Genomic DNA, 20,771 nt, shown 5'->3' on the forward strand with positions numbered 1-20,771 from the left:
CGTGCAAACGGTCCTGCTCGGCGGCGTTTCCCGGACGGTGCGGGCGTGGGCCGAAGTGCCTTTGCGCTCACGGATTTTCGCTCGGGAGCGTCGGACGAGTCGAGGGCTGCCCCCGATCTCTTCGAAGGCTGCGGACGAACCGCAGGCGGCGGCGCGGCCGATCCTGCGGACGAGTGCGCGAAGCGCGACGGTGAAGGAGAACCGGCCAGGGACGACCGGCTTGTTCAGATCACATGGGCCACAGCGGCGCGTGCGATCTGGACGAGCCGGTCGACGACGAAAACTGATCACCTCATCGACCACCCAGGAGGGTACGAGTTCGGTGACCGCCCCCGGTCCGCGACCACCTCCGTTGCGGCCCCTCCGAACCGGCCCGACCAACCCCGCCATCTTGATCGGAGAACAGCGGGCCCGGCCTGCCAACCGCGACTTTTCGTTCCCATGCCCGTCGCGGCTCGGTGTCTTACCAGGGCGGTTACCCCGGAGCGCGGTCGCCCGGAAACGAGGGAGGGGCCCGCGAGGAGCAGCGGAGCGGGGACATCAGACCAGCCCGGCGGGGAAGCCCATTCGGCGTCCCCGAACCGACGCCGAAGCCTGCCGCGTCGGAGGACGACACCGAGCAACCGCTGCCCCAAGATCAGTGCCGAGACGACCTCTCAAGCCTCGAAACGGCCGTTGACCGGTGGCGTGCCCCTTTCCGGCCCACCTGTCCGCCCCCTCTTCGGGCGGGTCGTCAACGGCTTCGCGGGGACGCGGCGAAGTGCTCCTGTCCCACAACGGCGAGCAGTCGCAGCTTCTCGTAGCCCTCGGTGCGCGGGGGAGCGGTGAGCACGAGCAGTGCCTGGGACTGGTCCTCGGTGAACAGGACCTGGCAGTCCAGCTCGATGGGGCCGAGTTCGGGATGGATGAGGGTCTTGTGGTCGGCGAAGCGCTTGGCGACCTCGTGCCGGTCCCACAGCTCGGCGAACTCCGCGCTCGCCTTCTGCAGCGCCCGGACGAGCTCGCCGGCCCGGGACCGGGGCCCCATCGATCCGTAGGCGGCACGCAGGTTCGCGACCTGGGCGCGGCTTTGCCTGTCGCGGTCGTTGTCGGGGTAGCGCAGCCGTTCGGCGGGATCGGTGAACCAGCGGTAGATCTCGCTGCGGGCGAGGCCCGTGTGGCCGGACTTGTCGCCGAACAGGGCGTCGGCCATCCGGTTCTGCACCAGCGTCTCGCCCAGGTTGGACAGGATGAGCGCCGGGGTGTCGTCGAGGCGGTCGAGCACCCGCAGCAGGGCGGGAGCCACGTGCGTCGCGGCCACGACCGACACCGGAGGGTTGTGCCCCGCAATCTGGAACAGGTAGTCGCGTTCGTCGCCGGTCAGGCGCAGCGCACGGGCGAGGGAGGCGAGCATCTGTCCGCTGGGCTGGGGGCCGCGCTGCTGTTCGAGCCGCGTGTAGTAGTCGGCCGACATCGCGGCGAGGGCCGCCACCTCCTCGCGCCGCAGGCCGGGGGCCCGGCGGCGTGCGCCGGCGGGGAGGCCGACGTCTTCCGGCTGCAGTGCCTCCCGGCGGCGGCGGAGGAAGTCGGCGAGTGCTCTGCGGTCCATGCGTTCAGTATCCGTCCCGGACCCGAGAGCCGACGACCGCGAACCAGGGATCGCCGATCCCCCGATGAGCGCTCTCTGCACCCGCCGGAGCCCGCGGCCCAGAGTGGACGCATGCAGATCTCAGGGAACACCATCTTCATCCCGGGCTCCACGAGCGGCATCGGCCTGGCCCTCGCGGTCGAGCTGATGGCCGAGGGGAACACGGTCATCGTCGGCGGACGCCGCGCCGACCTGCTGGAGCGGATCGCCGCGGAGCACCCGGGCATCGACACCGTTCAGATCGACACGACCGATCCCGCGAGCGTCGACTCCGCCGCGAAGGAGGTGCTGGCCAGGCACCCGGACCTCAACGTCCTGGTCACGATGGCCGGCGTCATGCGCATCGAGGACTGGCACCGGCCCGAGTCGTTCCTCGCCTCGGCCGAGTCGGTCATCACGACCAACCTGCTCGGCCCGATCCGCCTCATCGCCGCGTTCGTCGAGCACCTGCAGAAGCAGCCGGACGCCACCATCGTCACCGTCTCCTCGGGCCTGGCGTTCGCACCGCTCAAGGTCACGCCGAGCTACAACGCGTCGAAGGCCGCGATCCACATGCTCAGCGAGTCGATCCGGCTGCAGCTCGCCGACACGACCGTGAAGATCGTGGAACTCGAACCGCCGTCGGTGCGCACCTCGTTGCTGCCCGGTCAGGAGGACAGCGCGTTCGCGATGCCGCTCGAGGAGTTCGTGGCGGAGGTCGTCGAGCTGCTCCGGACGCAGCCGGACGCCAAGGAGATCCAGGTCGAACGCGTGAAGTTCCTGCGCTACGGCGAGGCGCGGGGTGACTACGACCGGGTCGTCGAGGTGCTCAACGCGTCCGACCCGCACGGCAGATAACCGGGCAGGCGCCGGAGCCGGGGCACCGACCCGGTCCGCGAGGACCGGTGCTCGGAAAAGAGCCGTTGAGCGGCGGCTTACGCGCCGGCGGCCGGCCTGCGGGAGATCTCCTCACGCCCGGTGAGGGCCGGAGGCCGAGGAGAGCGGCGGGCCGGAGGCCGAGGAGAGCGGCGGGCCGGAGCCGGTCGGATCCCACCGGCCCGGGTGAGAGACCGGCACAGGTGGTCGGTCGTGGGCGGTGCGTCGGCCCCTTGAGGCCGCCGTCGTTCTCAGGACGGTGTTCTCACGGGCGGTGTGGAGACCGGCTCGGCACGGGCGTCGTCATCGCCGCCGCTGAAGCGGCTGGCATCTCAAACCAGCTTACGTTTGTCCTTTTTGTTCCCGTGAGAGGGGTATGAGGTTATTGGACTAGCGATGGAGGCGGTCATGGTTCGGCAGTGGTCCGTACTCGGAGAAGGGCCGGGCCATGCCGCCCGGCAGATGGCGCTGCTGTTCACCCTGGGCACTGCCCTGACCATGGTGAAGGCGCTGTCGGTCCCGGCCGACCAGCGGCTCCTGTTCGGCGGTCTGGCCGCGCTGCAGGCGGCCGCGGCCGCGGCCGGATGGTGGTCGATCTGGCGGCGGCTGCACCCATGGGCGCCGCTGGCCTTGGCCCTGCCCGCCTTCGTGGTCTTATCCGCCTCCATGTGGGCGGCCGGCGGTACCGTCGCCAATGCCGCCCCGTTCTTCGTGCTGGTGTTCGTCTGGATCGGCCTGCACTTTCCCGCTCGCGCCGCGCTGGCGGTGGCGCCGGTGGCGTTATTGGCCTACCTGACCCCGCTGGTCGCCGCCGGCCGCCCATCGGCGGTGCTCACCAGCGCGGTGTTGTTCATCCCGACGCTGGTCGCCGTGGCCGCGGTGATCGCCCGCCAGGTCGACCACCACCGCCGCGACCGCGCCGCCCTGCATCGCGCCGAGCGGTGGCGGGCCGCGCTGACCTCGACCCTGGCCCACGACGTGCGCTCCCCTCTGACCTCGGTGCAGTTCACCCTGGAGACCCTTTACGACGACATCGACGACCTGCCCTCCGAACAGCGCCGGGAGCTCATCACGATGGCGCTGCGGCAGACCGGCCGGATCCGCCGCCTGGCCATGAGCCTGCTGGATGCCGACCGCGTCGACGCCGAAGGCCACCTCCGGCTGGATCTGCAGCCCGTCCCGCTGCGCGCCGCGATCGACGAGGCCCTGGCCCACCTGCACGGCCCCGTCACCGTCGACATGGACGACGACGTGAAGGTGTACGCCGACCCGCAGCGGCTGGAACAGATCCTGATCAACCTGACCACCAACGCCCTGCGCCACGGTGAGCCTCCGATCGTCATCAGCGCCGCCCCCACCCTCGGCGGCCACGTCGCCATCCAGGTGCGCGACCACGGCATGGGCGTGCCCGAGGACAAGCGCGAGGCGCTGTTCTCCCGCTTCAGCAGCGCCGACACCGCCCCCGAATCGGTCGGCCTCGGATTGTGGATCACCCGGCAGCTGGCCCGCGCCCACGGCGGCGACGTCACCTACGCCCCCGCCGACCCCGGCGCCTGCTTCACCATCACCCTGCCCGAGGCCGATCCGGAACCCTCTCACCGGGCCGGCGCCCGTCTGTGACGGGAGGACGGCCCTGCCGCCCGCCGCCGCCCGCCGCCTTCCCCGCACCGGCCGGCGAAGGCGTCCAGGGCGGTCTGCCCGGCACCGGCGGCGGCCGGAGCGTTAAACGATGGGATTCCGCGGTAGAACGATGGATCCGTACCCACCTGTTCAGGGAGGCCCCCCGATGGCTCTTTCCCCGGGTGGCGCCCGGTTGTCCGTGGACACCGATGCCGCCACCGGCGGGATCACCGTCATGCACGTGCGCGGAGAGCTGGACATCAGCTCGGCACCGATACTGCGGGCGCACCTGGAGCCGCTCCGTAAACAGGCGGATCTGCGTGCTCTGGTCATGGATATAGCCGAGGTGAGCTTTTGCGACTCCACCGGTCTCAGCGAACTGATCGCGGCCTTCAACCACTGCCGCACCCGTGGTGCCGGGTTCGCCCTGGCCGGAGCACGGGGGATCATGCAGCGGCTGCTGACCATCACCGGCCTGCGCAGCCATCTGACGATCTTCCCCGACGTGACCACGGCCATTCATGAGATGACCAAGGATTCTCTTCCGCTCGACCCCTAGCCCCGCGCGCCCGCCGCGGCGAATGAGTCGCGGGTGGTGCGCTGCCCTCTCGCGAGCGCCATCGTTTTCGGGGCGATCCCCGAGACGCCTCCGTACGCGCTCCGTTGGCGTGCTATGTGCATGGGGCCGGGGCGGGCAGGGTCAGCCGGACCCGGGTGCCGTACCCGGGCCGGCTGTCGATCTGCACGTCGCCGCCGTGGATGCGGGCGATCTTCTCGGCGATGGACAGGCCGATCCCGGTGCCGCTGATCGCGCGTTCCTCGGCGCCCAAGCCCCGGTAGAAATCGTCGCAGACGCGTTCGATCTCGTCCGGGTCGATGCCGATGCCGGTGTCGCGCACCTCCACCGCCGGAACCGGGCCGGCGTGCACGATGACCTTGATGTGGCCGCCCGGCGGGGTGAACTTGACGGCGTTGTCCAGCAGCTGCTCGATCGCCTGTTGCGTCTGGGAGGCGTCGGCGCAGACCGCCACCGCGACGGGGGCGTGCACGGCCACGGTGAGGTTGCCGGCACGGGCCTGTTCGGCCAGGGCGGCGCTCGCCCGGCGGGCCAGGTCGGCCAGGTCGGCCGTTTCGGGGGTGAAGGCAGCGGTACGGGCGTTGAGGCTGGCGATCAGCAGCAGCCGGTCCAGCAGTTCACCGAGACGGACGCTGTTGCGGTCGATGACGCGCAGGAACTTCTGCTCGGTGGTCTCGTCCAGGCCGCCGTCCTGGACGATTTGCAGGTAGGAGCGAATCGAGGTCAGCGGGGTGCGCAACTCATGGTTGACGGTGCGAAGGAACTGGTCTTTCAGCTCATCCAGTTCGCGTGATCGCCGCTGGACCTGCTCGGAGACGCGGGCGTGGTGGTGCAGCTCGGCCAGATGCGCGACGGCGGTGGCCAGCGTGGACAGGGTCTGGCGTTGCACGGCGGTCAGCTTGCGGGGGCGGTGGTCGACCACGCAGACGGTACCCAGCGCGTGATCGCGGCTGGTGATGACGGGTGCACCGGCGTAGAAGCGCACATAAGGCTCGCCGGTGACGGTCGGGTCGCGGCGGAAGCGTGTATCGGTCACGGCGTCGTGCACTTCCAGCACCTCACGGCCGCAGATGGTCCAGGGGCAGAACGCCAGCCGCCGGTCGAGGCCGGCCAGGTCGAGGCCGTGGCGTCCTTTGTAGTGCTGCCGGTCGGCGTCGACGAGGTTGACCAAGCCGATCGGGGTACGGCAGGCGCAGGCGGCCGCGGTGGCGATGGCGCCGTAGTCCGGCTCCAGAACCACGTCCAGGGCGTGCAGTTCCTGCAGTTCTTGAACCCGCTCGGCCTCATTGCTCGGCCACGGTGGGAAAGTCATCGCCCCTGCCTCGCTTTCCCGCAGGTGCCCGGGTCGATGCGATGGATGACCCTGGTGCGGCATCGCGTGCGCTACCCGTCGCCCTACCCAGAGTCGGAGCAGGTCACAACATGCATGAGCAGCGGTCGCCCCGGCCACGCTACCTGTGACCGCTGAACGGTTACATGCCGGTGTACACCGGCGTTTCCCCCGAGGTGCGTTACGGGCCGAATCCGCGTCCGCGGTTCCGGTCAGGGCACTCACCGCGGAAGCTTGGGAAGCACCGGGCGGGCGGCGTGCTCAACCGGCGCGTTCGGCAGCCCACGCGCTGAGGCCCTCCTCCGTGAGGAGGCTGTCGAGCGCGGTAACCGCAGCCCCGTGCAGCGCGCCGTCTCCGCCGAGCGAGGCGGCCACCACGGGCGGCGGAGACGGGCGGCGGAACCGCATCAGCCCGTCGGTCAGGGCCGCGCCGAACTCCGAAGCGGCTGTGGCGCACAGCGGCTCGGCGAAGCCGCCGATCGTGACGATGTCAGGGTCGAAAGCGTTGATCAGCCCGGCGAGACCGCGGCCGAACTCGCTCGCGGCTCGGCCCACCGCGGACCGTACGAGCGCATCCCCCGTCGCTCTGCCCACGGCCTCCTGTGCGTAGCTGCGCGGATCGCGGGGCGGCGGCTCCCCGAGATGGCGGGCGATGGCCCGCCCGTCGACGGTGAGATCCCAGCACCCCGTCGCGCCGCACGGGCAGCGCAGCGCGGGGTCGCCGAACGGCAGGTGGCCGAACTCGCCGCCGGCACCGGTCGCGCCCACGACGGGACGGCCGTCCACGACCAGGGTGCCGCCCACTCCCACCTCGATCGTGACATGCAGCGCCGTGCCGGCACCCGTGGCGGCACCGTAGCGGGCCTCGGCGGCACCGGCCAGCGTCGCGTCGTTGCCGATGAACAGCGGAAGACGCGGATCGGGCACCAGCGCGGTGAGATCCACCGCGTCCCAGCCCAGCGCGGCGGACTGCACGACCCCGCCGTGCCGGACCGTCGCGGCGACGGCCGCCGACACGGCCCGGACACGGCCGCCATGGTGCTCACAGGCGCGTCGCACCGCCCCCGCGATCACGTCGATCACCTGGCCGGGCTCGCGGCTGGCGTGCGTGCCCGCTTCGATGACGCGCGGCCTGCCGTCGAGTGCCGCGACCGCGACCCGCCAGTCCTCCTGCCGGACGTCGGCCGCGATGACGACCGGGCCGTCCGGGTGCGGAGACAGCACGGTCGTCGGCCGCCCCCGTCCTGAGGAGGCGGCCGGGGTCTCGGCGAGCAGCGCCAGTTCGCGCAGCCGCGCGGTGATCTCGGTGGCCGATCCGGTGGTCAGGCTGAGCCGCTGCGCCACGCTCGCCCGGGTGACGCCCGGCTCCCGGCGCATCTCTTCCAGTACCGCCAGCGCACCACGCCAGCGGGCGTCCCGGGCGCGGACGGAGGGCGAGCGACCTGCAGCGCTTGTCATGAGTGCCACCGCCTCTTTATCCTCGTGCAACGAGTTTATTGGAAGGGGAGGTTGTGCGACGACTGGACCTGAGGAGGGTCGAGGCGGTGCTCTTGGACATGGACGGCACTCTCGTCGACTCCGACGCATCTGTCGAACGCGCCTGGATCACGTGGGCAGGCGAGTACGGCGTGGACGCGCGGACGGTGCTCGCCCTCGCACACGGCAGCCCGGCGGCGAGCACGGTCCGGCGACTCCTGCCGGGACTCGGCGAGGACGGCGTCGCGGAGGCGGCCCGGCGGCAGCACGCCCTTCAGTACGACGACCCGTCCGACGTCGCCGCCACCGGAGCGCACGGCCTGCTCGCCGAACTCGACCGCCTCGGGCTGCCGTGGGCCGTGGTGACCAGCGCCGACGGCCGGCTGGCCGAGGCGCGGCTGCGCAGAGCCGGGATCGACCCGCCGCTGCTGCTCACCATCGACGACGTGCGCGCGGGCAAGCCGGACCCCGAGGGATACCGGCGAGCCGCGGATCTCCTGGGCGCCGACCCGGCCGCCTGCCTCGTCGTGGAGGACAGCGAGCCGGGGCTCGCCGCCGGGCGGGCGGCCGGCATGCTCACCGCGGCGCTGCGCGGTCTCGACGGAGACCTGCGCCTGCTCGACCTGGGGCAGCTCGCCCACCTGCTGCGCACCGAATCCGGGCGGAGGACGACGGACCTGCGAACGGAGAGGCGATGAGCGCAGGAGCGGGGAGCGGCGGGAGAGACGAGCCCGCGGGACGGGAAGAGCGCGGGAGGCGGAAGGCGGGAGCCGGCACCGCGCGGGAGGCGGTCGCACAGGAGCGGCGGGTCGTCCGGCAGGTCGGGTTCGCGCAGGCGGCGCTCGGGTTCACCGTCAACAGCCTCGGCGCGTGCCTGGTGCTGCTGGCCCGCGACCTCGGCACAGCCCCCGGCGAGCTGGCCTGGTTGTCGTCGTCCTTCGGGGCCGGCCTGCTGGCCGTCGGGGCCGCAGGACCGCTGATGCTGCGGCCGGGCCCCCGGCCGGCGCTGCTCACCGCCGCCTTGGTCGCCGCCGCCGGGGCGGCGCTGCTCGCCGTCGCATCCGTCGAGGCGGCGGCCGCGGCCGGTGCGCTCCTGCTGGGCCTCGGCGCGGCCGGGATCGTCCTGGTCACCCCCGCCCTGCTGCACGGCCCGGATGCCGCCGCCCGGCTCGCCCGCGCCAACGCGGCGGCGAGCGTCAGCGCCCTGCTCGGCCCGCCCGTCATCGGTGCCCTCGACGCCGTCGGCGCGAACGGCCGGCTCGCTCTCCTGCTGGCCGTCCCGCCACTGCTGCTCCTCGCCGCCGACTCGCGGTCCCGCACGCCGGCGACGTCCGGCGCCCATGACCGGCGACCGCCCGCCGACTCGCGGAGTTCCCTGCCGGACGCGGACACCGCAGGCAGGGCGCGCGGCTCCTCTCCTGCGGCGCAGAGGGGCGGCGATGGCCCCGGCCTGCCCACGGCGCGGCGGGCGGCGGGGGCGTGGGCCGCCATCGTGGTGGCCGTGTCCATGGAGTTCTGCTTCACGATCTGGGCCACGACCCGGCTTCAGAACACCGGACTGACCACGGGTGCGGCCGCCGTGACGGCCACCGCGTTCCTGATCGGGATGGCGGCCGGCCGGCTTGCGGCGCCGCGTCTGCTCGAACGCGAGGTCCCGGTCGTCCCGCTGGGGTGCGGGCTCGCGGCGGCCGGAACCCTGGCCGTCGCTCTGACCGGCGCGCCTGCACCGGTCACCGCCGGGCTCCTCGCGGCCGGGCTGGGGATCGCGCCGCTCTACCCGGTGACGCTCGCCCGGCTGGTCCAGGTGCCCGGGCTCACGGCGGCACAGTCGGCGGCGTACGGCGCACTCGCCTCCGGCACCGCGATCCTGGCGGCGCCCGCGGCGCTCGCCGCACTCGGGGCCGCGCTCGACCTGCGGACGGCGTTCCTGATCGCGGTACTGCCCCTGGCGGCCATTCTGGCCGGCGCATCGTGGTCCCATCCGGGGCGGAAGTAGGCGAACAGCCGGCTACGGCCGACGCCCCCGAATCCCTTCGACGAACATGCGGTGCGAGCCGTATGCGGGCATCCTCTACGGACCTCACCGGGACCCAGGCGCCCGGGCCCGCCGGCCGATGCCGGATGTCACGAATCCGCACGGCGATGCGTCCTTCGGTTTGCGGTGCGACCTTCCGGCTCGCACCGCGAGGACAGGCAACGCGAGGAAGGGCATCCATGACATCGCTTCCGGAGAGAACCGCCGGCGCCCGCGAGAGGAAAGCACCGGGCAGCGGCAGCACCGACCCCGTCCACGACGGCGAGAACGACCGCCGGCCGACGCCCGGGGGCCGGCGTTTGAAGCGCCGCCTGATCAGGGGGGTGGCGGCGGCGCTGGCGCTGCTCATGGCTGTGATGCTGTACGGCGCCTACGGATATATGCCCGCCGAAGAGGGCCGCTCCTTCTCCTCGCCCTTCCTCCGCGAGGCCGGCTCGCGGTTCGCCGACACCCCGCTGGCCAGATTCCACTACATCCGGGCCGGCTCCGGCTCCCCGGTCGTGCTGCTGTCACCGGGAGCCGGTTCCGTGGTCGGCTGGAAGGAACAGGTGCGAGCGCTCGCCGGCCGGCACACCGTCTACGTGGTCGATCTTCCCGGTCAGGGCTACACCCGTCTTCACGATCGCGCCTTCACCTGGGACCTCGACGGCATGACCAGAGCCGTCGGTGTCTTCATGGACGCGGTCGGCCTGCGGCGGGCGGCGCTGGCGGGCAACTCCTGGAGCGGCGGGTGGGCGCTGGCGTTCGCGCAACGCCATCCCGGACGCGTCAGCAAGCTCGCGCTGCTGGATGCGACCGGCCTGGACCTACCGGGCACCTGGCAGTGGGAAGCGCTCAAGATCCCCGTCCTGGGCGAGCTGGCCATCAAGTTCAGCACCGGCAAGCCCACCGTGCGCACCACGATGGAGGCCATGATGGCCAACCGCGAGCGTGTCACCGATGAGCTGGTCGACGAGTGGTGGGCGCCGATGACCTTCCACGACAACCTGCGCGCCACCTACCTGCTGGAGCGCGGCCTGGACTGGAGCCGGACCGAGCGTGCGATGCCGGACACGCGGATCCCGACGCTGGTGGTGTGGGGCAGGCAAGACACCGTCCAGCCCGTCGAGCGGGCTCAGCGCTTCGCGGATCTGCTGCCCGAGGCTCGCCTCCACGTGCTGGAAGGCTGTGGTCATCTCCCGCAGCTGGACTGCCCCGAACCCGTCAACCGGCTGCTGGGTGCCTTCTTCGGCGACGTCTGAGCCCGAAGTGCGACGGGCGTCCGACGGACGCGTCGCCCTCATCGGCCTCATGGCGCCGATCCGGGTGCCCGCAGATCCGATCGCCGCTCCACTGCGAATGGCGGCACCCGGGCCGCCGGCCGGAGCGGATCCGGCCGGCCGCGTCCGGAGGGCATCCCCGTCCGGGCGGCGAAGCCGGAACCGGGCGACCGGGTCTCGGGGGGAGCGGGAGGACCACCGCGGTCAGGCCGGCGCAGGGGCGGTGCTGCCCCGGGTGATCAGCTCGGTGGGGAGCAGGACGTGCCGTGGCGTGGTGGCTTTGCCGGCCCGGGCGTCCGTGATCGCCTCGGTGAGTGCGGCGGCCGCGGCCCGGCCCTTTGCCTCGATGTCCTGACGTACGGTGGTCAGCGCCGGCCGGACCTGCACGGCCAGCGGGCTGTCGTCGAAGCCGACGACCGACAGCTCCTCCGGGACGCTGATGCCCAGGTCGGCGGCGACTCGGAGAGATGAACCGCAACGTCACCGCGGTCGCCGGCTCGTCGGAGCAGATCGCCGTCAACATCACCGGGGTCGCCGACTCGGCGCATGCCACCGCCCAGGCGATCACGCAGGCGCAGGAGGCCACCGCGTCGCTGGCCCGGATGTCGGAGGAGCTCAGCGCCCTGGTCGCCCGGTTCCGCTTCTAGCCCGGCCCGTTGCGGCGGCTGGTCCGCGGAGGGTACCCCGGCGCGGGTTCCTACCCGCGCCGTCCCCTCCGCCACAGCCGCGGCATGGCCCGTACGGCCGCGATGACCGCCGCGCCCACGGCGCCCACCAGGGGTTCGCGCTCCTCCTCTGCGGTGGGGCCGGGGTCGGGCCCGCACGGAGTGGCGTCCCCGGCCCGGCAGGCTTCCAGCTGCGCGGCGAAGGCCAGGCCGAGGAAGAGGGCCATCGAGCTGAGGAAGGACCACAGCAGCAGGGCCATCACGGCGGTGAGCGGGCCGTAGGTGGCGCCGAAGGTGCCGCTGCTCTCGGTGTACAGGGCCAGCAGCAGGGTGAAGACCGTCCACAGGACCAGGGCGACCAGGGCTCCGAAGGCCAGCCAGGTGTGGCCGGGCTGCCTGCGGCGCGGGGCGGCGCGGAACAGCACGGAGGTGGAGAGCAGGGCGAGCAGGAAACCGGCCGGCCAGCGCACCAGCGCGAAGGCGTTCTGCGTGCCCTCACCCCACCGGTAGGTCTCGGCCAGGGCGCGGCCGATCGCGCCGCCGCCGACCATCGCGACGAAGCCCGCCGTCATGAAGGCGCCCGCCGTCAGCGCCATCACCAGGGCCCTGCCGTACTTGCGGTGGAACGGGCGGTCCCGCTCGACGCCGTAGATGCGGTTGGCGCCGCGCTCGACCTGGGCCATGGCGCTGGTGAGGGAGGCCAGCGCGGTGGCCAGGCCGAGCCACAGGGCCAGGGCGCCGCCGGTCCTGCTGGCCTGCCGGTGGCTGTCGCCCAGCACGTCCCGGACGGCTTCGACACCGGGCCCGGGGGCCAGGTGGCTCAGGGTCAGCTCCAGGACCTGGCCGAGATGCTCCTGGTCGACCACCGAGCTCAGCCCGACCAGGGCGATGGCGCCCGGAATGATCGACAGACAGACCTGGAAGGCCAGCGCGCGGGAGTTGGTGAGGCCGTCGCCGTACCGGAACCGGGTGTAGGAGTCACGGGCCAGATGCCACCGGCCGTACTTGCGCAGCGTTTCCCAGGCATGGTCCGCGGAGAGCTCTTCCCCGTCCATGCTCCGCGTCTGCGGCACCCTCGTCGCGGTTCCCATACCGGTGAGAAGAATGCCGGAAAAGTTACGTCCTGACCAGCCATGTCGATCCGTCCGCCGTCAGACGAGCCCCCGGTCGATCTGCCGGAGGATGCTCTCGTCGGTGATCTTGCGGTCGTCGGCGAGGAGCAGGGCCTTGCTCAGGATCAGGGTGAGCCGTTCGTCGTCCTCGAACGGCAGGAACAGCCTGCCTCGCTTGGGGGCGGTGACGATGCACAGATAGACGTCACCCGGCTCCATGCGGACGTTGGCGCTGCCCAGATGGATCTTGTAAGTTCTCAGGTCGCCGCGGACGACCAGGTAGCGCTCGGTCAGGGTGCAGCGGTCGGCGACGGCCAGGCGGGGCAGCAGCCGGGCCAGCGCGTCGCGGCGCACCTCGGCCGAGGCGGGCAGCTCGCCGAACGACGCCTCCCGCCAGTAGTCCTGGTAGCGCTCCTCGCCCCGGTCGGTCCACTGGGGATCGGCGGCGATCGAGGTGACCGCGACGAACAGGTCCACGTCCCGCATCGCCTCGCTGAACACCAGCGGCGGCACCTCGGCCAGCTCCGTCTCCCGCCAGGCGCGCCCGTCGCGGCGGTCGAAGCGGAGCTGGTCGGTGGAGGCGAGCGTCGCCTGGTGGGCGTCGACGGCGGCGAGCCCGTAGTGGAACCTGGCCCGCCAGGCGCCTTCGGCCAGCTCCCTGGTGGCCTCGGCGTCGGAACCGCTGTCGAAGGGGCCGAGCCAGGTGGTCTGCCAGCCGCGCTCCTTGACCAGCGCGTACAGCCGGGGGTGGTCCACGATGTGGGCGGCGAAGCGGTTGGAGTAGACGCGGGTGTCCTCCTCGGCCGGAGTGAGGAGGTAGACCTCCCGGAAGGCCTGCTTGTACAGCTGGCGGATGCGCCGCTCGGCGATCTCCTCCCGCCAGGCCGTCACCTCCGCCGGCGGGACGCGCGCGGGATGCCAGAGCCGGATCCGGGTCTCCTCGTCCGGCTCGGGCAGGATCCGGCCGCCAGGACCGGACAGGTCGGCGCCGAGGAAGGAGACCCCGTCGGCCTGCCAGATCAGGCCGCGCGCCACGACCCCCGTGATCGGGTGGTCCCGGTAGTGGCGGATCCACTCCCCGTACGGCCAGGCGCGGTCGGCGGTGAACAACCCCTCCATGCGGGTCCGTTCGGCCGCGAGGGTCTGCCGGACCTCCTTGCGCACCGCCTTGACGGCTGCGAGTTCGTCGGCGCGGGACTCCTGGAGCGCCGCGGGCAGCGTGCGGAGCGCGGCGCCGTCGGGTGCGGTGAAGGAGAGCCGTACGGTGCGCGCGTCGGCGACGCTCAGGATCACGGTGTGCCCGTCCAGCCGCCACGACCTGGTGCCGTCGGCGGCCAAGCCGTGTGCGGGCACGCTCCGCTCCAGCAGCTGGCCGGGGGTCAGCCCGGCCCGTCCGGCGGCCGCGGCGAGCGCGACGCCGATCTGCTTGCGCAGCGAGCGATGCCGGATCACCTGTTGCAGCCGTCCCAGCGCGCCCACGGCCGCCGGGTCGTCGCAGTCGCCGAGCGCGTTGATCGCGGCTCCGGCCAGCCGCAGCTCCTCCCGCACCTGCCGCTCTGCCCCCGAGGTCCGCACGGCCAGCGCCGACAGGACCGGGACCAGGTCGTCCGCGCCCAGGAGGGCTCCGGCCCAGACGACCCCCCGGGCGGTGTCCACGTTGGGGTCCGACACGATCAGGCGAAGGACCGCGTCCCAGACGGTGGTCTGCTCGGTGACCCGGTCGAAGGCTCCGAGCGCCAGCCGTACGAGGTCCTGGGCGTCGGCGGGGCGGAGAAGCTCCAGGCACCGGGCGCGCCAGGACGCGGAGGGGCGCGGCGCGTGCAGCGCGCCGAGGTGGTTGAGCAGGTGGACGAGGTGCTCGGGCGGCGTCTCGCCCAGATGGTCGTACAGGGCGGCGGCCCAGTCGTCCAGAGGCGCCAGGGCGTGGAGCGGCGTGCCCGGGCCGGTGTGCAGGATCCGGGTGATCGAGCGCTGCAGCCGCCGTCGCTTCCCGGCTTCGATGCTGCTCTGGGCGACCGCCCGGATCAGCGGCCTGACCAGCTCCCGCAGCGCCGCCCGTTCCCCGGTCTCGAACTCCAGGAGCCGATCCAGGAGCAGGGACAGCCATGCGTCGTCATGCCAGCTGAGATCACAGGAGCGCAGGGCGGTGAGCAGCGCGGCCATCTCCGCCGGACTCCACGTCCCTGAGCGCGACAGGGCGATGTCGAGCTCCTCGGCGCAACGCGACGGGGAGGGCTGCGCGAGGCGGATCGCCGCCGCCCGGCATGTCGTCTCCTCCGCCTGGCGGAGCCGCCGCCTCACCTCATGCTGTATTTGGTCGGCCTGGTGCGACAGCACCCGCCACACCTTCCAGTCGAAGTCGTCGGGCCGGGGTGACGGGTTCGCACGCTCCCGGAGAGCGCGCTCCCGGGCGATCAGCTCCATGATCTGGTTCTCTGCGACAAAAGCCTCAGTCGCGGTCAATTCGCTCATGGCGGGATCCTGCCCGGCCCCACCGACAGACTCGCCGGTGAGGCGGGTGGACGTCCCGCGCGGCTGCACCACCGTCGGGTCCTTCCGCTCCGGGCCGCCACCGGCCGCGCCCGGACGGCGCCGAGGGGCCGGGCCCTGTCCCCTCGGAGCCCGTCCGACTGCGGGAAAGCTACGAGGGGAGCGTGAGAATCAGCTTGAGGCGACCCGAGGATCACCTTGCGGGCGGTGAATCCGGGGGGTTACGGCCTCTCGCGGGAAATCGGGGCAATCCAGCGGCGCTCCGGGGACGAACAACACGTCGAGGAACCCGGCCGGATCCTTTTTCTTCCATCCCGAGGCCGGTCACGTCCGTGGCCGGCAGCCGAAAGGACCCACGACATGGAGCTCCGGACCAACCGGCGCGCCCTGGTCGGCCTGGGCGTGGCGGGAGCGCTGATCGCTTCCTCGTTCACCCTGCTCAGAGCCGACACCGGCACGGCGTCCTCACACCGTGAGGCCCCGATGACCGCGGGAGACCCCCGCAACGACAACACCGACGTCTACGCCTTCGTCAGCCCGGACAAGCCGGACACGGTGACGCTGCTGGCGAACTTCATCCCCTTCGAGGAGCCGAACGGCGGGCCGAACTTCTACCAGTTCGACACCAACTCCCGCTACAACATCAAGATCGACAGCAATGGTGACGCGAAACCCGACATCACCTACCAGTGGCGTTTCCAGAACCAGGACAAGCGCGGGAACACCACCTTCCTGTACAACAACGGCCCCGTCACCTCGCTGAACGACGAGAACCTGCTGTTCAGGCAGCGGTACACGCTCACGAGGGTCACCCCGAAGGGCAGCGAGACCCTCGTCTCCGACGGGATCGTGGCGCCGAGCAACGTCGGGCCCGCCTCGATGCCCGACTACGCCACCCTGCGCGCCCAGTCCGTCACCGGCGTCAAGGGCGGCGGCAAGGCGTTCGCGGGCCAGTCGGACGAGGCGTTCTTCCTCGACCTGCGGGTCTTCGACCTGCTCTACGGCGGCGACCTGTCCGAGGTCGGCCAGGACACCACCAAGGGCTACAACGTCCACACGCTCGGCCTGCAACTGCCCAAGAACGAGCTCGCGCTCAAGGGCGACGCCAGGCGCAACCCGGTCATCGGGGTCTGGTCCACCGTGGACAAGAAGGGGCCGAACGGATTCGTCCAGGTCTCCCGCCTGGCACAGCCGCTGGTCAACGAGGTCGTGCTCCCGGCCGGGCTGAAGGACGCCTTCAACTCGGTCAGCCCGGACAAGGACGCCGACCTGCCGGCCGTCGTCAACCGCGTCACCGACCCCGAGGTGGCCAGGCTCCTGCAGTCCATCTACGGCATCAAGGCGCCCGCCACCCCGCGCAACGACCTGGTCGAGATCTTCCTGACCGGCATCGCCAAGGGCAACGGCCCGATCGACGTGGACCTCAACTCGCAGACCCTCAACAAGGACGCGGGCAAGCTGCGCGCCTCGGAGATGCTGCGGCTGAACATGTCCATCCCGCCCGGCAAGGACCCCAGCCGCCTCGGCGTGATCGGCGGCGACCCGCAGGGCTACCCCAACGGCCGCCGCCTCGGTGACGACGTGGTCGACATCTCCCTGCAGGTGATGGCGGGCGCCGCCCAGACCGGCAAGCTCGTCGACGCGCTGGCCGCAGGCGACAGGGTGGACGCGAACGACAAGCCGTTCGGCGCGACGTTCCCGTACATCCCGCTGCCCGGCAACACCTCGGTCAACCAGAACTGATCCGGCGAGGGGGCGGAGCCGTCCGTGTTCCGCCCTCTCCGGCCGGGGAGATCCAGGGAGATTACCGTGAAGACTTCCGCAACGGCGGGGATCGCCGTGCTGGTGCTGGCCGGGGCGCTGACCGCGGGGGCCGCGCTGGTCCCCGGCGAGCCGGCGCCTCCCGCCGCCTCCCCCGCGCGGGGAGCGGTCGCCCGCGAGCCCGTGGAGGCGCCCGTCTCGGCCGTCTCGCTGCGGGACACGATCAGCGCGCTGACCGGCCGCCTGCGCCGCCTGCCCGGCGACGACCAGGCCTGGGCGGGCCTCGGCGCGGCCTACGTCCAGCAGGCCCGCCTCACCGCCGACCCGTCCCTCTACGCCAAGGCCGAGCAGGCGCTGGCCCGCTCCGCCACGCTGAACCCGGGCAACTTCGCCGCACTGACCGGTCAGGCGGCCCTCGCCGCCGCCCGTCACGACTTCACCCAGGCGGTACGGCTGGCGCGCCTGTCGGCCGCCGCCAACCTCTACGGCCCGGGCGCCCACGCGGTGCTGGCCGACGCCTTCACCCAGCTCGGCCGGTACGGCGAGGCGGAACGGGCGATCGACCGGATGATGGAGCTGCGGCCCGGCGTCGCGGCCTTCACCCGGGCCTCCTACGCCGCCGAGCTGCGTGGCGACCGCGCCGGGGCCCGCCGCCTGCTGGCCGGCGCCCTCGGCGACGCCTTCGCCCCCGCCGACGTCGCCTACTGCCGTTACCACCTGGGCGAGCTCGCCCTGCACTCCGGCGACCTGGCCGGCGCCGCCGAGCAGTACCGCCTGGCGCTGCGAGCCGCCCCGGAGTTCACCCCGGCGCTGGCCGGGACCGCCAGGGCCGCCGCGCTCGGCGGCAGGACGGCCGAGGCGCTCGACCTGTACGCGACGGTGGTGGGGCGGCTCCCGCTGGCCCAGTACGTGATCGAGTACGCCGAGGTGATCCGGGCCTCGGGCGGGGACCCGTCGGGGCAGTGGACGCTGCTGCGGGCGCAGCGGGACCTGATGGCGGGCGCGGGGGTGCGGGACGACCTCACCTGGGCCGAGTACGAGGCCGACCACGGCTCTCCCGCCCGGGCCGTCGAGCACGCCAGGGCCGAGTACGCCCGCGCCCCCAACGCGGTCGCCGCCGACGCCCTGGCCTGGGCCCTGCACCGCGACGGCCGCAGCCGGGAGGCGCTGCCGTACGCGCGGGAGGCCACCTCGACCGGCTGGCGCAACGCCCTGCTCCTGCACCACCGCGCCGAGATCGAGCGCGCCCTGGGCCTCACCCGGCGGGCCGAGCGCTCCGCCGCCGAGGCCCGCGCCGCCAACCCCGCCTTCTCTCCCCGCCTGCCCGCCCTCGCGAGGTTCTCATGACCGGTAGAACGGCTCTCCGCCTGGCGGCCGCCTCCGGCCTCGCGACGCTGTGCGCGGTGCTCGCGGCCTCGGCGTCGCAGGCCGCCGTCACGCCTCCCCGCGCCGCCGCCGTGTCCCCGCACGTCGTCGCGCACCCGCTGGGCGACTTCACCGTCAACCACCACAACGGCCTGAAGATCACTCCGGACCGGGTGGAGAACCTCGCCGTCGTCGACAGCGCCGAGCTGCCCACCCTGCAGGCCCGCTCCGCGGTGGACGGTGACGGGTCGGGGACGGCGTCGCCGCGGGAGCGGTCGGCGTACGGCGCCGCCCGCTGCGCGGAACTGGCCTCCGCGCAGCGGCTGACCGTGAACGGGACGGCGCTCGCCTGGCGGGTCGGCCCATCGGGGTTCGCCTACGAACCGGGCCGGGGAGGTCTGGAGACCAGCCGTCTGACCTGCCACCTCTCCGCTCCCGTGACCGCGCCGGAGACGATCGGGTTCGAGGACGGATTCCTCCCCGACCGGCTGGGCTGGCGGGAGATCACCGCGGTCGCGGAGGGCGGGGTACGGCTGGCGGAGCCGCCGGTGCCGGAGACGAGCGTGAGCGGGCGGCTGCGGAGCTATCCCGATGACCTGCTGGCCGCCCCGCTCGACCAGCGGGCGGTACGGCTGAGCGTCCGGACCGGGGGCGGGCCCGCGGCCGGGGACGGTGCCGGGGGCGGTACGGGAACCGGCCCCGGCACCGGGCCCTCAGGGGCCGTGCCCCCGCTGATCTCCTGGGGACCGGCCGGGGACGCGCTGGCCGCGCTGGACCGGACCTTCACCGGGCTGGTCGGCACCGGGCCGCCGACGGTCCCGCTCGGCCTGCTCGCGGTGGGCATCGCCGTGCTCCTGGGCGCCGGGCACGCGCTCATCCCCGGCCACGGCAAGACCGTCATGGCGGCCTACCTGGCCGGGCGGCACGGCCGTCCCCGGGACGCGCTGGCCGTCGGCGCCACCGTGACCGTCACCCACACCCTGGGCGTCCTCGTGGTGGGCCTGCTGCTGAGCACCTTCTCCTTCCTCACCGGAGAGGTCGTACTCGCCTGGCTCGGCCTGGTCAGCGGCCTGCTGATCACCGCCGTCGGCGTCCGCCTCCTCCGGACGGCCTGGCGTGCCCGCCGCACCGGAGAGGCGCCCGGCCACGGATACGGATATTTCGGACACGGACACGGGCACGGGCGCGGACACGGGCGTTTCGGGCACGGCCACGCGGCTCACCCGACCGGCCGGACGGCGCTTCCGGAACCGGACGGCGGGTCTTCCGGCGGAACCACCGGGAGACGCGCGGCGGCGGCCTCGCCCGCCAGTTCCCGGCGCGGGCTGGTGGGGATGGGGATCGCCGGAGGGCTGGTGCCCAGCCCGTCCGCGCTGGTCGTCCTGCTCGGTTCGATCGCGCTCGGGCGCACCTGGTTCGGGGCCGCGCTCGTCCTGGCGTACGGCGTGGGCATGGCCGTCACCCTCACCGCCACCGGCCTGCTGCTGGTCAGGCTCGCCGGGCGGCTCGACCGGTTCGCGACGGCGGGCGGAGGTCTCGCGGCCCGCGCGTCGGCCCTGGCCCCGGTCGGCACCGCAGCGGTCGTCGTCCTGCTCGGCCTGGGCCTCGCCGTGCGCGGCCTCGCCGGAGCGATCTGACCGGCCCCGGACGGCGACCGGGAGCACGACGCCACCTCCGGCGGATGCCGCCGGGCGTCAGGCCAGGACGCGGCCGAGCACGCGGGCGTACATCCGGCCCGGGCTGGGGACCGACGGCGGAGTGAGGAAACCGGGGAGCATGGGCAGGTCCACGGCGAAGGGCTGCAGCCGCTCGTAGAGGGCGTCGGCGCCCGCCGGGCGGCGGTCGGGATCCTTCTCCAGCAGGTCGGCCAGGAGGCGGTTCAGGTCGTCCGGGATGCCGGGGACCGGAGGCGGGCGCTCCTTCACCTGGCGCTCGAACACGACGTACTCGGTGGGGCCGGTGAAAAGCTGCTCGCCCGTCAGCATCTCGTGGATCACGCAGCCCAGGGCGTACAGGTCGCTGCGCGGGCCGGCCAGACCCCGCTGGATCTGCTCGGGGGCCATGTAGGACGGGGTTCCGAGGATCTGCCCGACCCGGGTGAACTGGGCGGAGCCGGCCTCACGGAACATCGCCAGGCCGAAGTCCAGGACCTTGACGCTCCCGTCGGGGCAGAGCATCAGGTTGGTCGGTTTGAGGTCGCGGTGGCAGATGGAGAGCGCGTGCGCGGCCGAGAGCACCGCGCAGGCCTGGGCGGCGATCGCGGCGGCCCACGGGACGGGGAGCGGGCCGTGCTCGCTGACCAGGTCGGCCACGGTGACGCCCTCGATGAACTGCATCACCTGGAACAGCCGCTGCTCGAAGGTGCCGAAGTCGTACAGGACCGGGGCGCCGGGGTGCTCCAACCGGGCCAGGATGCGGGCCTCGCGCAGGAAGCGCCGCTTCAGCTCCTCGTCGGGGCCGGTGAGCAGGCGCAGGAACTTGACCGCCACCCTGCGGTCGAGGTGCTCGTCGTGGCCGGCGTAGACCGCCCCCATCCCTCCCTGCCCGAGGGGGAGGTCGTCGAGAACGTAGCGGTCGCCGATGACCATCGACCCTCCCT

At 72.9% G+C, this 20,771-nt stretch carries 16 protein-coding genes and 1 pseudogene; 10 read left to right on the forward strand and 7 right to left on the reverse strand.

The features are described 5' to 3' along the window. Positions 1-733: 733 nt before the first annotated feature. On the reverse strand, positions 734-1,588 hold the full coding sequence (locus HS041_RS10750) for a helix-turn-helix transcriptional regulator (RefSeq protein WP_196440317.1): 855 nt from the start codon (positions 1,586-1,588) through the stop codon (positions 734-736). Between the two features lie 111 nt (positions 1,589-1,699). Here HS041_RS10750 and HS041_RS10755 point away from each other — a divergent pair, with 111 nt between their 5' ends. The 3 genes from HS041_RS10755 (at position 1,700) to HS041_RS10765 (ending at position 4,661) form a co-directional block, all read left to right on the forward strand. Further along, positions 1,700-2,464 (forward strand): SDR family oxidoreductase, encoded by a 765-nt coding sequence (locus HS041_RS10755; RefSeq protein WP_196440318.1) that lies wholly within the window; start codon positions 1,700-1,702, stop codon positions 2,462-2,464. 426 nt (positions 2,465-2,890) lie between these two features. After that, positions 2,891-4,102: a sensor histidine kinase gene (locus tag HS041_RS10760; protein ID WP_196440319.1), complete on the forward strand. Its 1,212-nt coding sequence runs from the start codon at positions 2,891-2,893 to the stop codon at positions 4,100-4,102. Between the two features lie 166 nt (positions 4,103-4,268). Further along, complete coding sequence (locus HS041_RS10765; RefSeq protein WP_196440320.1) at positions 4,269-4,661, forward strand: STAS domain-containing protein; 393 nt, start codon at positions 4,269-4,271, stop codon at positions 4,659-4,661. Positions 4,662-4,773: 112 nt separating this feature from the next. Here HS041_RS10765 and HS041_RS10770 read toward each other — a convergent pair whose 3' ends face one another. Then, entirely contained in the window at positions 4,774-5,991 is a 1,218-nt protein-coding gene (locus tag HS041_RS10770; protein ID WP_196440321.1) for a GAF domain-containing sensor histidine kinase, read from the reverse strand. A 279-nt stretch (positions 5,992-6,270) separates the two neighbouring features. Further along, positions 6,271-7,467 carry an ROK family protein gene (locus HS041_RS10775; RefSeq protein ID WP_196440322.1) on the reverse strand — a complete coding sequence of 399 codons (1,197 nt, stop codon included), beginning with the start codon at positions 7,465-7,467 and terminating at the stop codon, positions 6,271-6,273. A gap of 53 nt (positions 7,468-7,520) precedes the next feature. Between HS041_RS10775 and HS041_RS10780 the strand changes: the two genes are divergently transcribed. From HS041_RS10780 to HS041_RS10790, 3 genes are all read left to right on the forward strand, one after another. Next, positions 7,521-8,183, forward strand: a complete 663-nt coding sequence (locus HS041_RS10780; RefSeq protein WP_196440323.1) for an HAD-IA family hydrolase — start codon at positions 7,521-7,523, stop codon at positions 8,181-8,183. Beyond that, positions 8,180-9,481: an MFS transporter gene (locus tag HS041_RS10785; protein WP_196440324.1), complete on the forward strand. Its 1,302-nt coding sequence runs from the start codon at positions 8,180-8,182 to the stop codon at positions 9,479-9,481. Before HS041_RS10780 ends, HS041_RS10785 begins: the two co-directional genes overlap by 4 nt. Before the next feature lie 218 nt (positions 9,482-9,699). Beyond that, complete coding sequence (locus HS041_RS10790) at positions 9,700-10,761, forward strand: alpha/beta fold hydrolase (protein ID WP_196440325.1); 1,062 nt, start codon at positions 9,700-9,702, stop codon at positions 10,759-10,761. Positions 10,762-10,983: 222 nt separating this feature from the next. On the opposite strand, the pseudogene HS041_RS10795 reads toward HS041_RS10790, so the two are convergent. Then, positions 10,984-11,232 (reverse strand): annotated as a pseudogene (locus HS041_RS10795) (substrate-binding domain-containing protein); the annotation flags it as partial. A gap of 14 nt (positions 11,233-11,246) precedes the next feature. Here HS041_RS10795 and HS041_RS10800 point away from each other — a divergent pair. Beyond that, complete coding sequence (locus HS041_RS10800) at positions 11,247-11,426, forward strand: hypothetical protein (RefSeq protein ID WP_196440326.1); 180 nt, start codon at positions 11,247-11,249, stop codon at positions 11,424-11,426. A gap of 50 nt (positions 11,427-11,476) precedes the next feature. Here HS041_RS10800 and HS041_RS10805 read toward each other — a convergent pair whose 3' ends face one another. Beyond that, the gene (locus tag HS041_RS10805; protein ID WP_230878518.1) at positions 11,477-12,535 is read right to left on the reverse strand and encodes a YihY/virulence factor BrkB family protein; all 1,059 of its coding nucleotides are present in this window, start codon (positions 12,533-12,535) and stop codon (positions 11,477-11,479) included. 60 nt (positions 12,536-12,595) lie between these two features. Further along, on the reverse strand, positions 12,596-15,028 hold the full coding sequence (locus HS041_RS10810) for a DUF4132 domain-containing protein (protein ID WP_196440327.1): 2,433 nt from the start codon (positions 15,026-15,028) through the stop codon (positions 12,596-12,598). 378 nt (positions 15,029-15,406) lie between these two features. Between HS041_RS10810 and HS041_RS10815 the strand changes: the two genes are divergently transcribed. The 3 genes from HS041_RS10815 (at position 15,407) to HS041_RS10825 (ending at position 19,809) form a co-directional block, all read left to right on the forward strand. Then, on the forward strand, positions 15,407-16,789 hold the full coding sequence (locus HS041_RS10815; RefSeq protein WP_196440328.1) for a DUF4331 domain-containing protein: 1,383 nt from the start codon (positions 15,407-15,409) through the stop codon (positions 16,787-16,789). A gap of 66 nt (positions 16,790-16,855) precedes the next feature. Further along, on the forward strand, positions 16,856-18,154 hold the full coding sequence (locus HS041_RS10820) for a tetratricopeptide repeat protein (RefSeq protein ID WP_196440329.1): 1,299 nt from the start codon (positions 16,856-16,858) through the stop codon (positions 18,152-18,154). After that, on the forward strand, positions 18,151-19,809 hold the full coding sequence (locus HS041_RS10825) for a nickel/cobalt transporter (RefSeq protein ID WP_196440330.1): 1,659 nt from the start codon (positions 18,151-18,153) through the stop codon (positions 19,807-19,809). Before HS041_RS10820 ends, HS041_RS10825 begins: the two co-directional genes overlap by 4 nt. A gap of 57 nt (positions 19,810-19,866) precedes the next feature. Here the strand turns inward: HS041_RS10825 and HS041_RS10830 are convergent, their stop codons facing one another. After that, a complete protein-coding gene (locus HS041_RS10830; protein WP_196440331.1) occupies positions 19,867-20,760 on the reverse strand; it encodes a serine/threonine-protein kinase in 894 nt (297 codons plus the stop codon). Positions 20,761-20,771 lie beyond the last annotated feature (11 nt).

Origin of the sequence: Planomonospora sp. ID67723 (assembly GCF_015711605.1) — a bacterium.
Classification (GTDB): domain Bacteria; phylum Actinomycetota; class Actinomycetes; order Streptosporangiales; family Streptosporangiaceae; genus Planomonospora_A.

What these genes read in the sequence shown, in the direction of transcription:
- HS041_RS10750 (WP_196440317.1), bottom strand. Translation starts at nt 1,588, where the DNA reads ATGGACCGCAGAGCACTCGCCGACTTCCTCCGCCGCCGCCGGGAGGCA.
- HS041_RS10755 (WP_196440318.1), top strand. Translation starts at nt 1,700, where the DNA reads ATGCAGATCTCAGGGAACACCATCTTCATCCCGGGCTCCACGAGCGGC.
- HS041_RS10760 (WP_196440319.1), top strand. Translation starts at nt 2,891, where the DNA reads ATGGTTCGGCAGTGGTCCGTACTCGGAGAAGGGCCGGGCCATGCCGCC.
- HS041_RS10765 (WP_196440320.1), top strand. Translation starts at nt 4,269, where the DNA reads ATGGCTCTTTCCCCGGGTGGCGCCCGGTTGTCCGTGGACACCGATGCC.
- HS041_RS10770 (WP_196440321.1), bottom strand. Translation starts at nt 5,991, where the DNA reads ATGACTTTCCCACCGTGGCCGAGCAATGAGGCCGAGCGGGTTCAAGAA.
- HS041_RS10775 (WP_196440322.1), bottom strand. Translation starts at nt 7,467, where the DNA reads ATGACAAGCGCTGCAGGTCGCTCGCCCTCCGTCCGCGCCCGGGACGCC.
- HS041_RS10785 (WP_196440324.1), top strand. Translation starts at nt 8,180, where the DNA reads ATGAGCGCAGGAGCGGGGAGCGGCGGGAGAGACGAGCCCGCGGGACGG.
- HS041_RS10790 (WP_196440325.1), top strand. Translation starts at nt 9,700, where the DNA reads ATGACATCGCTTCCGGAGAGAACCGCCGGCGCCCGCGAGAGGAAAGCA.
- HS041_RS10800 (WP_196440326.1), top strand. Translation starts at nt 11,247, where the DNA reads ATGAACCGCAACGTCACCGCGGTCGCCGGCTCGTCGGAGCAGATCGCC.
- HS041_RS10805 (WP_230878518.1), bottom strand. Translation starts at nt 12,535, where the DNA reads ATGGGAACCGCGACGAGGGTGCCGCAGACGCGGAGCATGGACGGGGAA.
- HS041_RS10810 (WP_196440327.1), bottom strand. Translation starts at nt 15,028, where the DNA reads ATGAGCGAATTGACCGCGACTGAGGCTTTTGTCGCAGAGAACCAGATC.
- HS041_RS10815 (WP_196440328.1), top strand. Translation starts at nt 15,407, where the DNA reads ATGGAGCTCCGGACCAACCGGCGCGCCCTGGTCGGCCTGGGCGTGGCG.
- HS041_RS10825 (WP_196440330.1), top strand. Translation starts at nt 18,151, where the DNA reads ATGACCGGTAGAACGGCTCTCCGCCTGGCGGCCGCCTCCGGCCTCGCG.
- HS041_RS10830 (WP_196440331.1), bottom strand. Translation starts at nt 20,760, where the DNA reads ATGGTCATCGGCGACCGCTACGTTCTCGACGACCTCCCCCTCGGGCAG.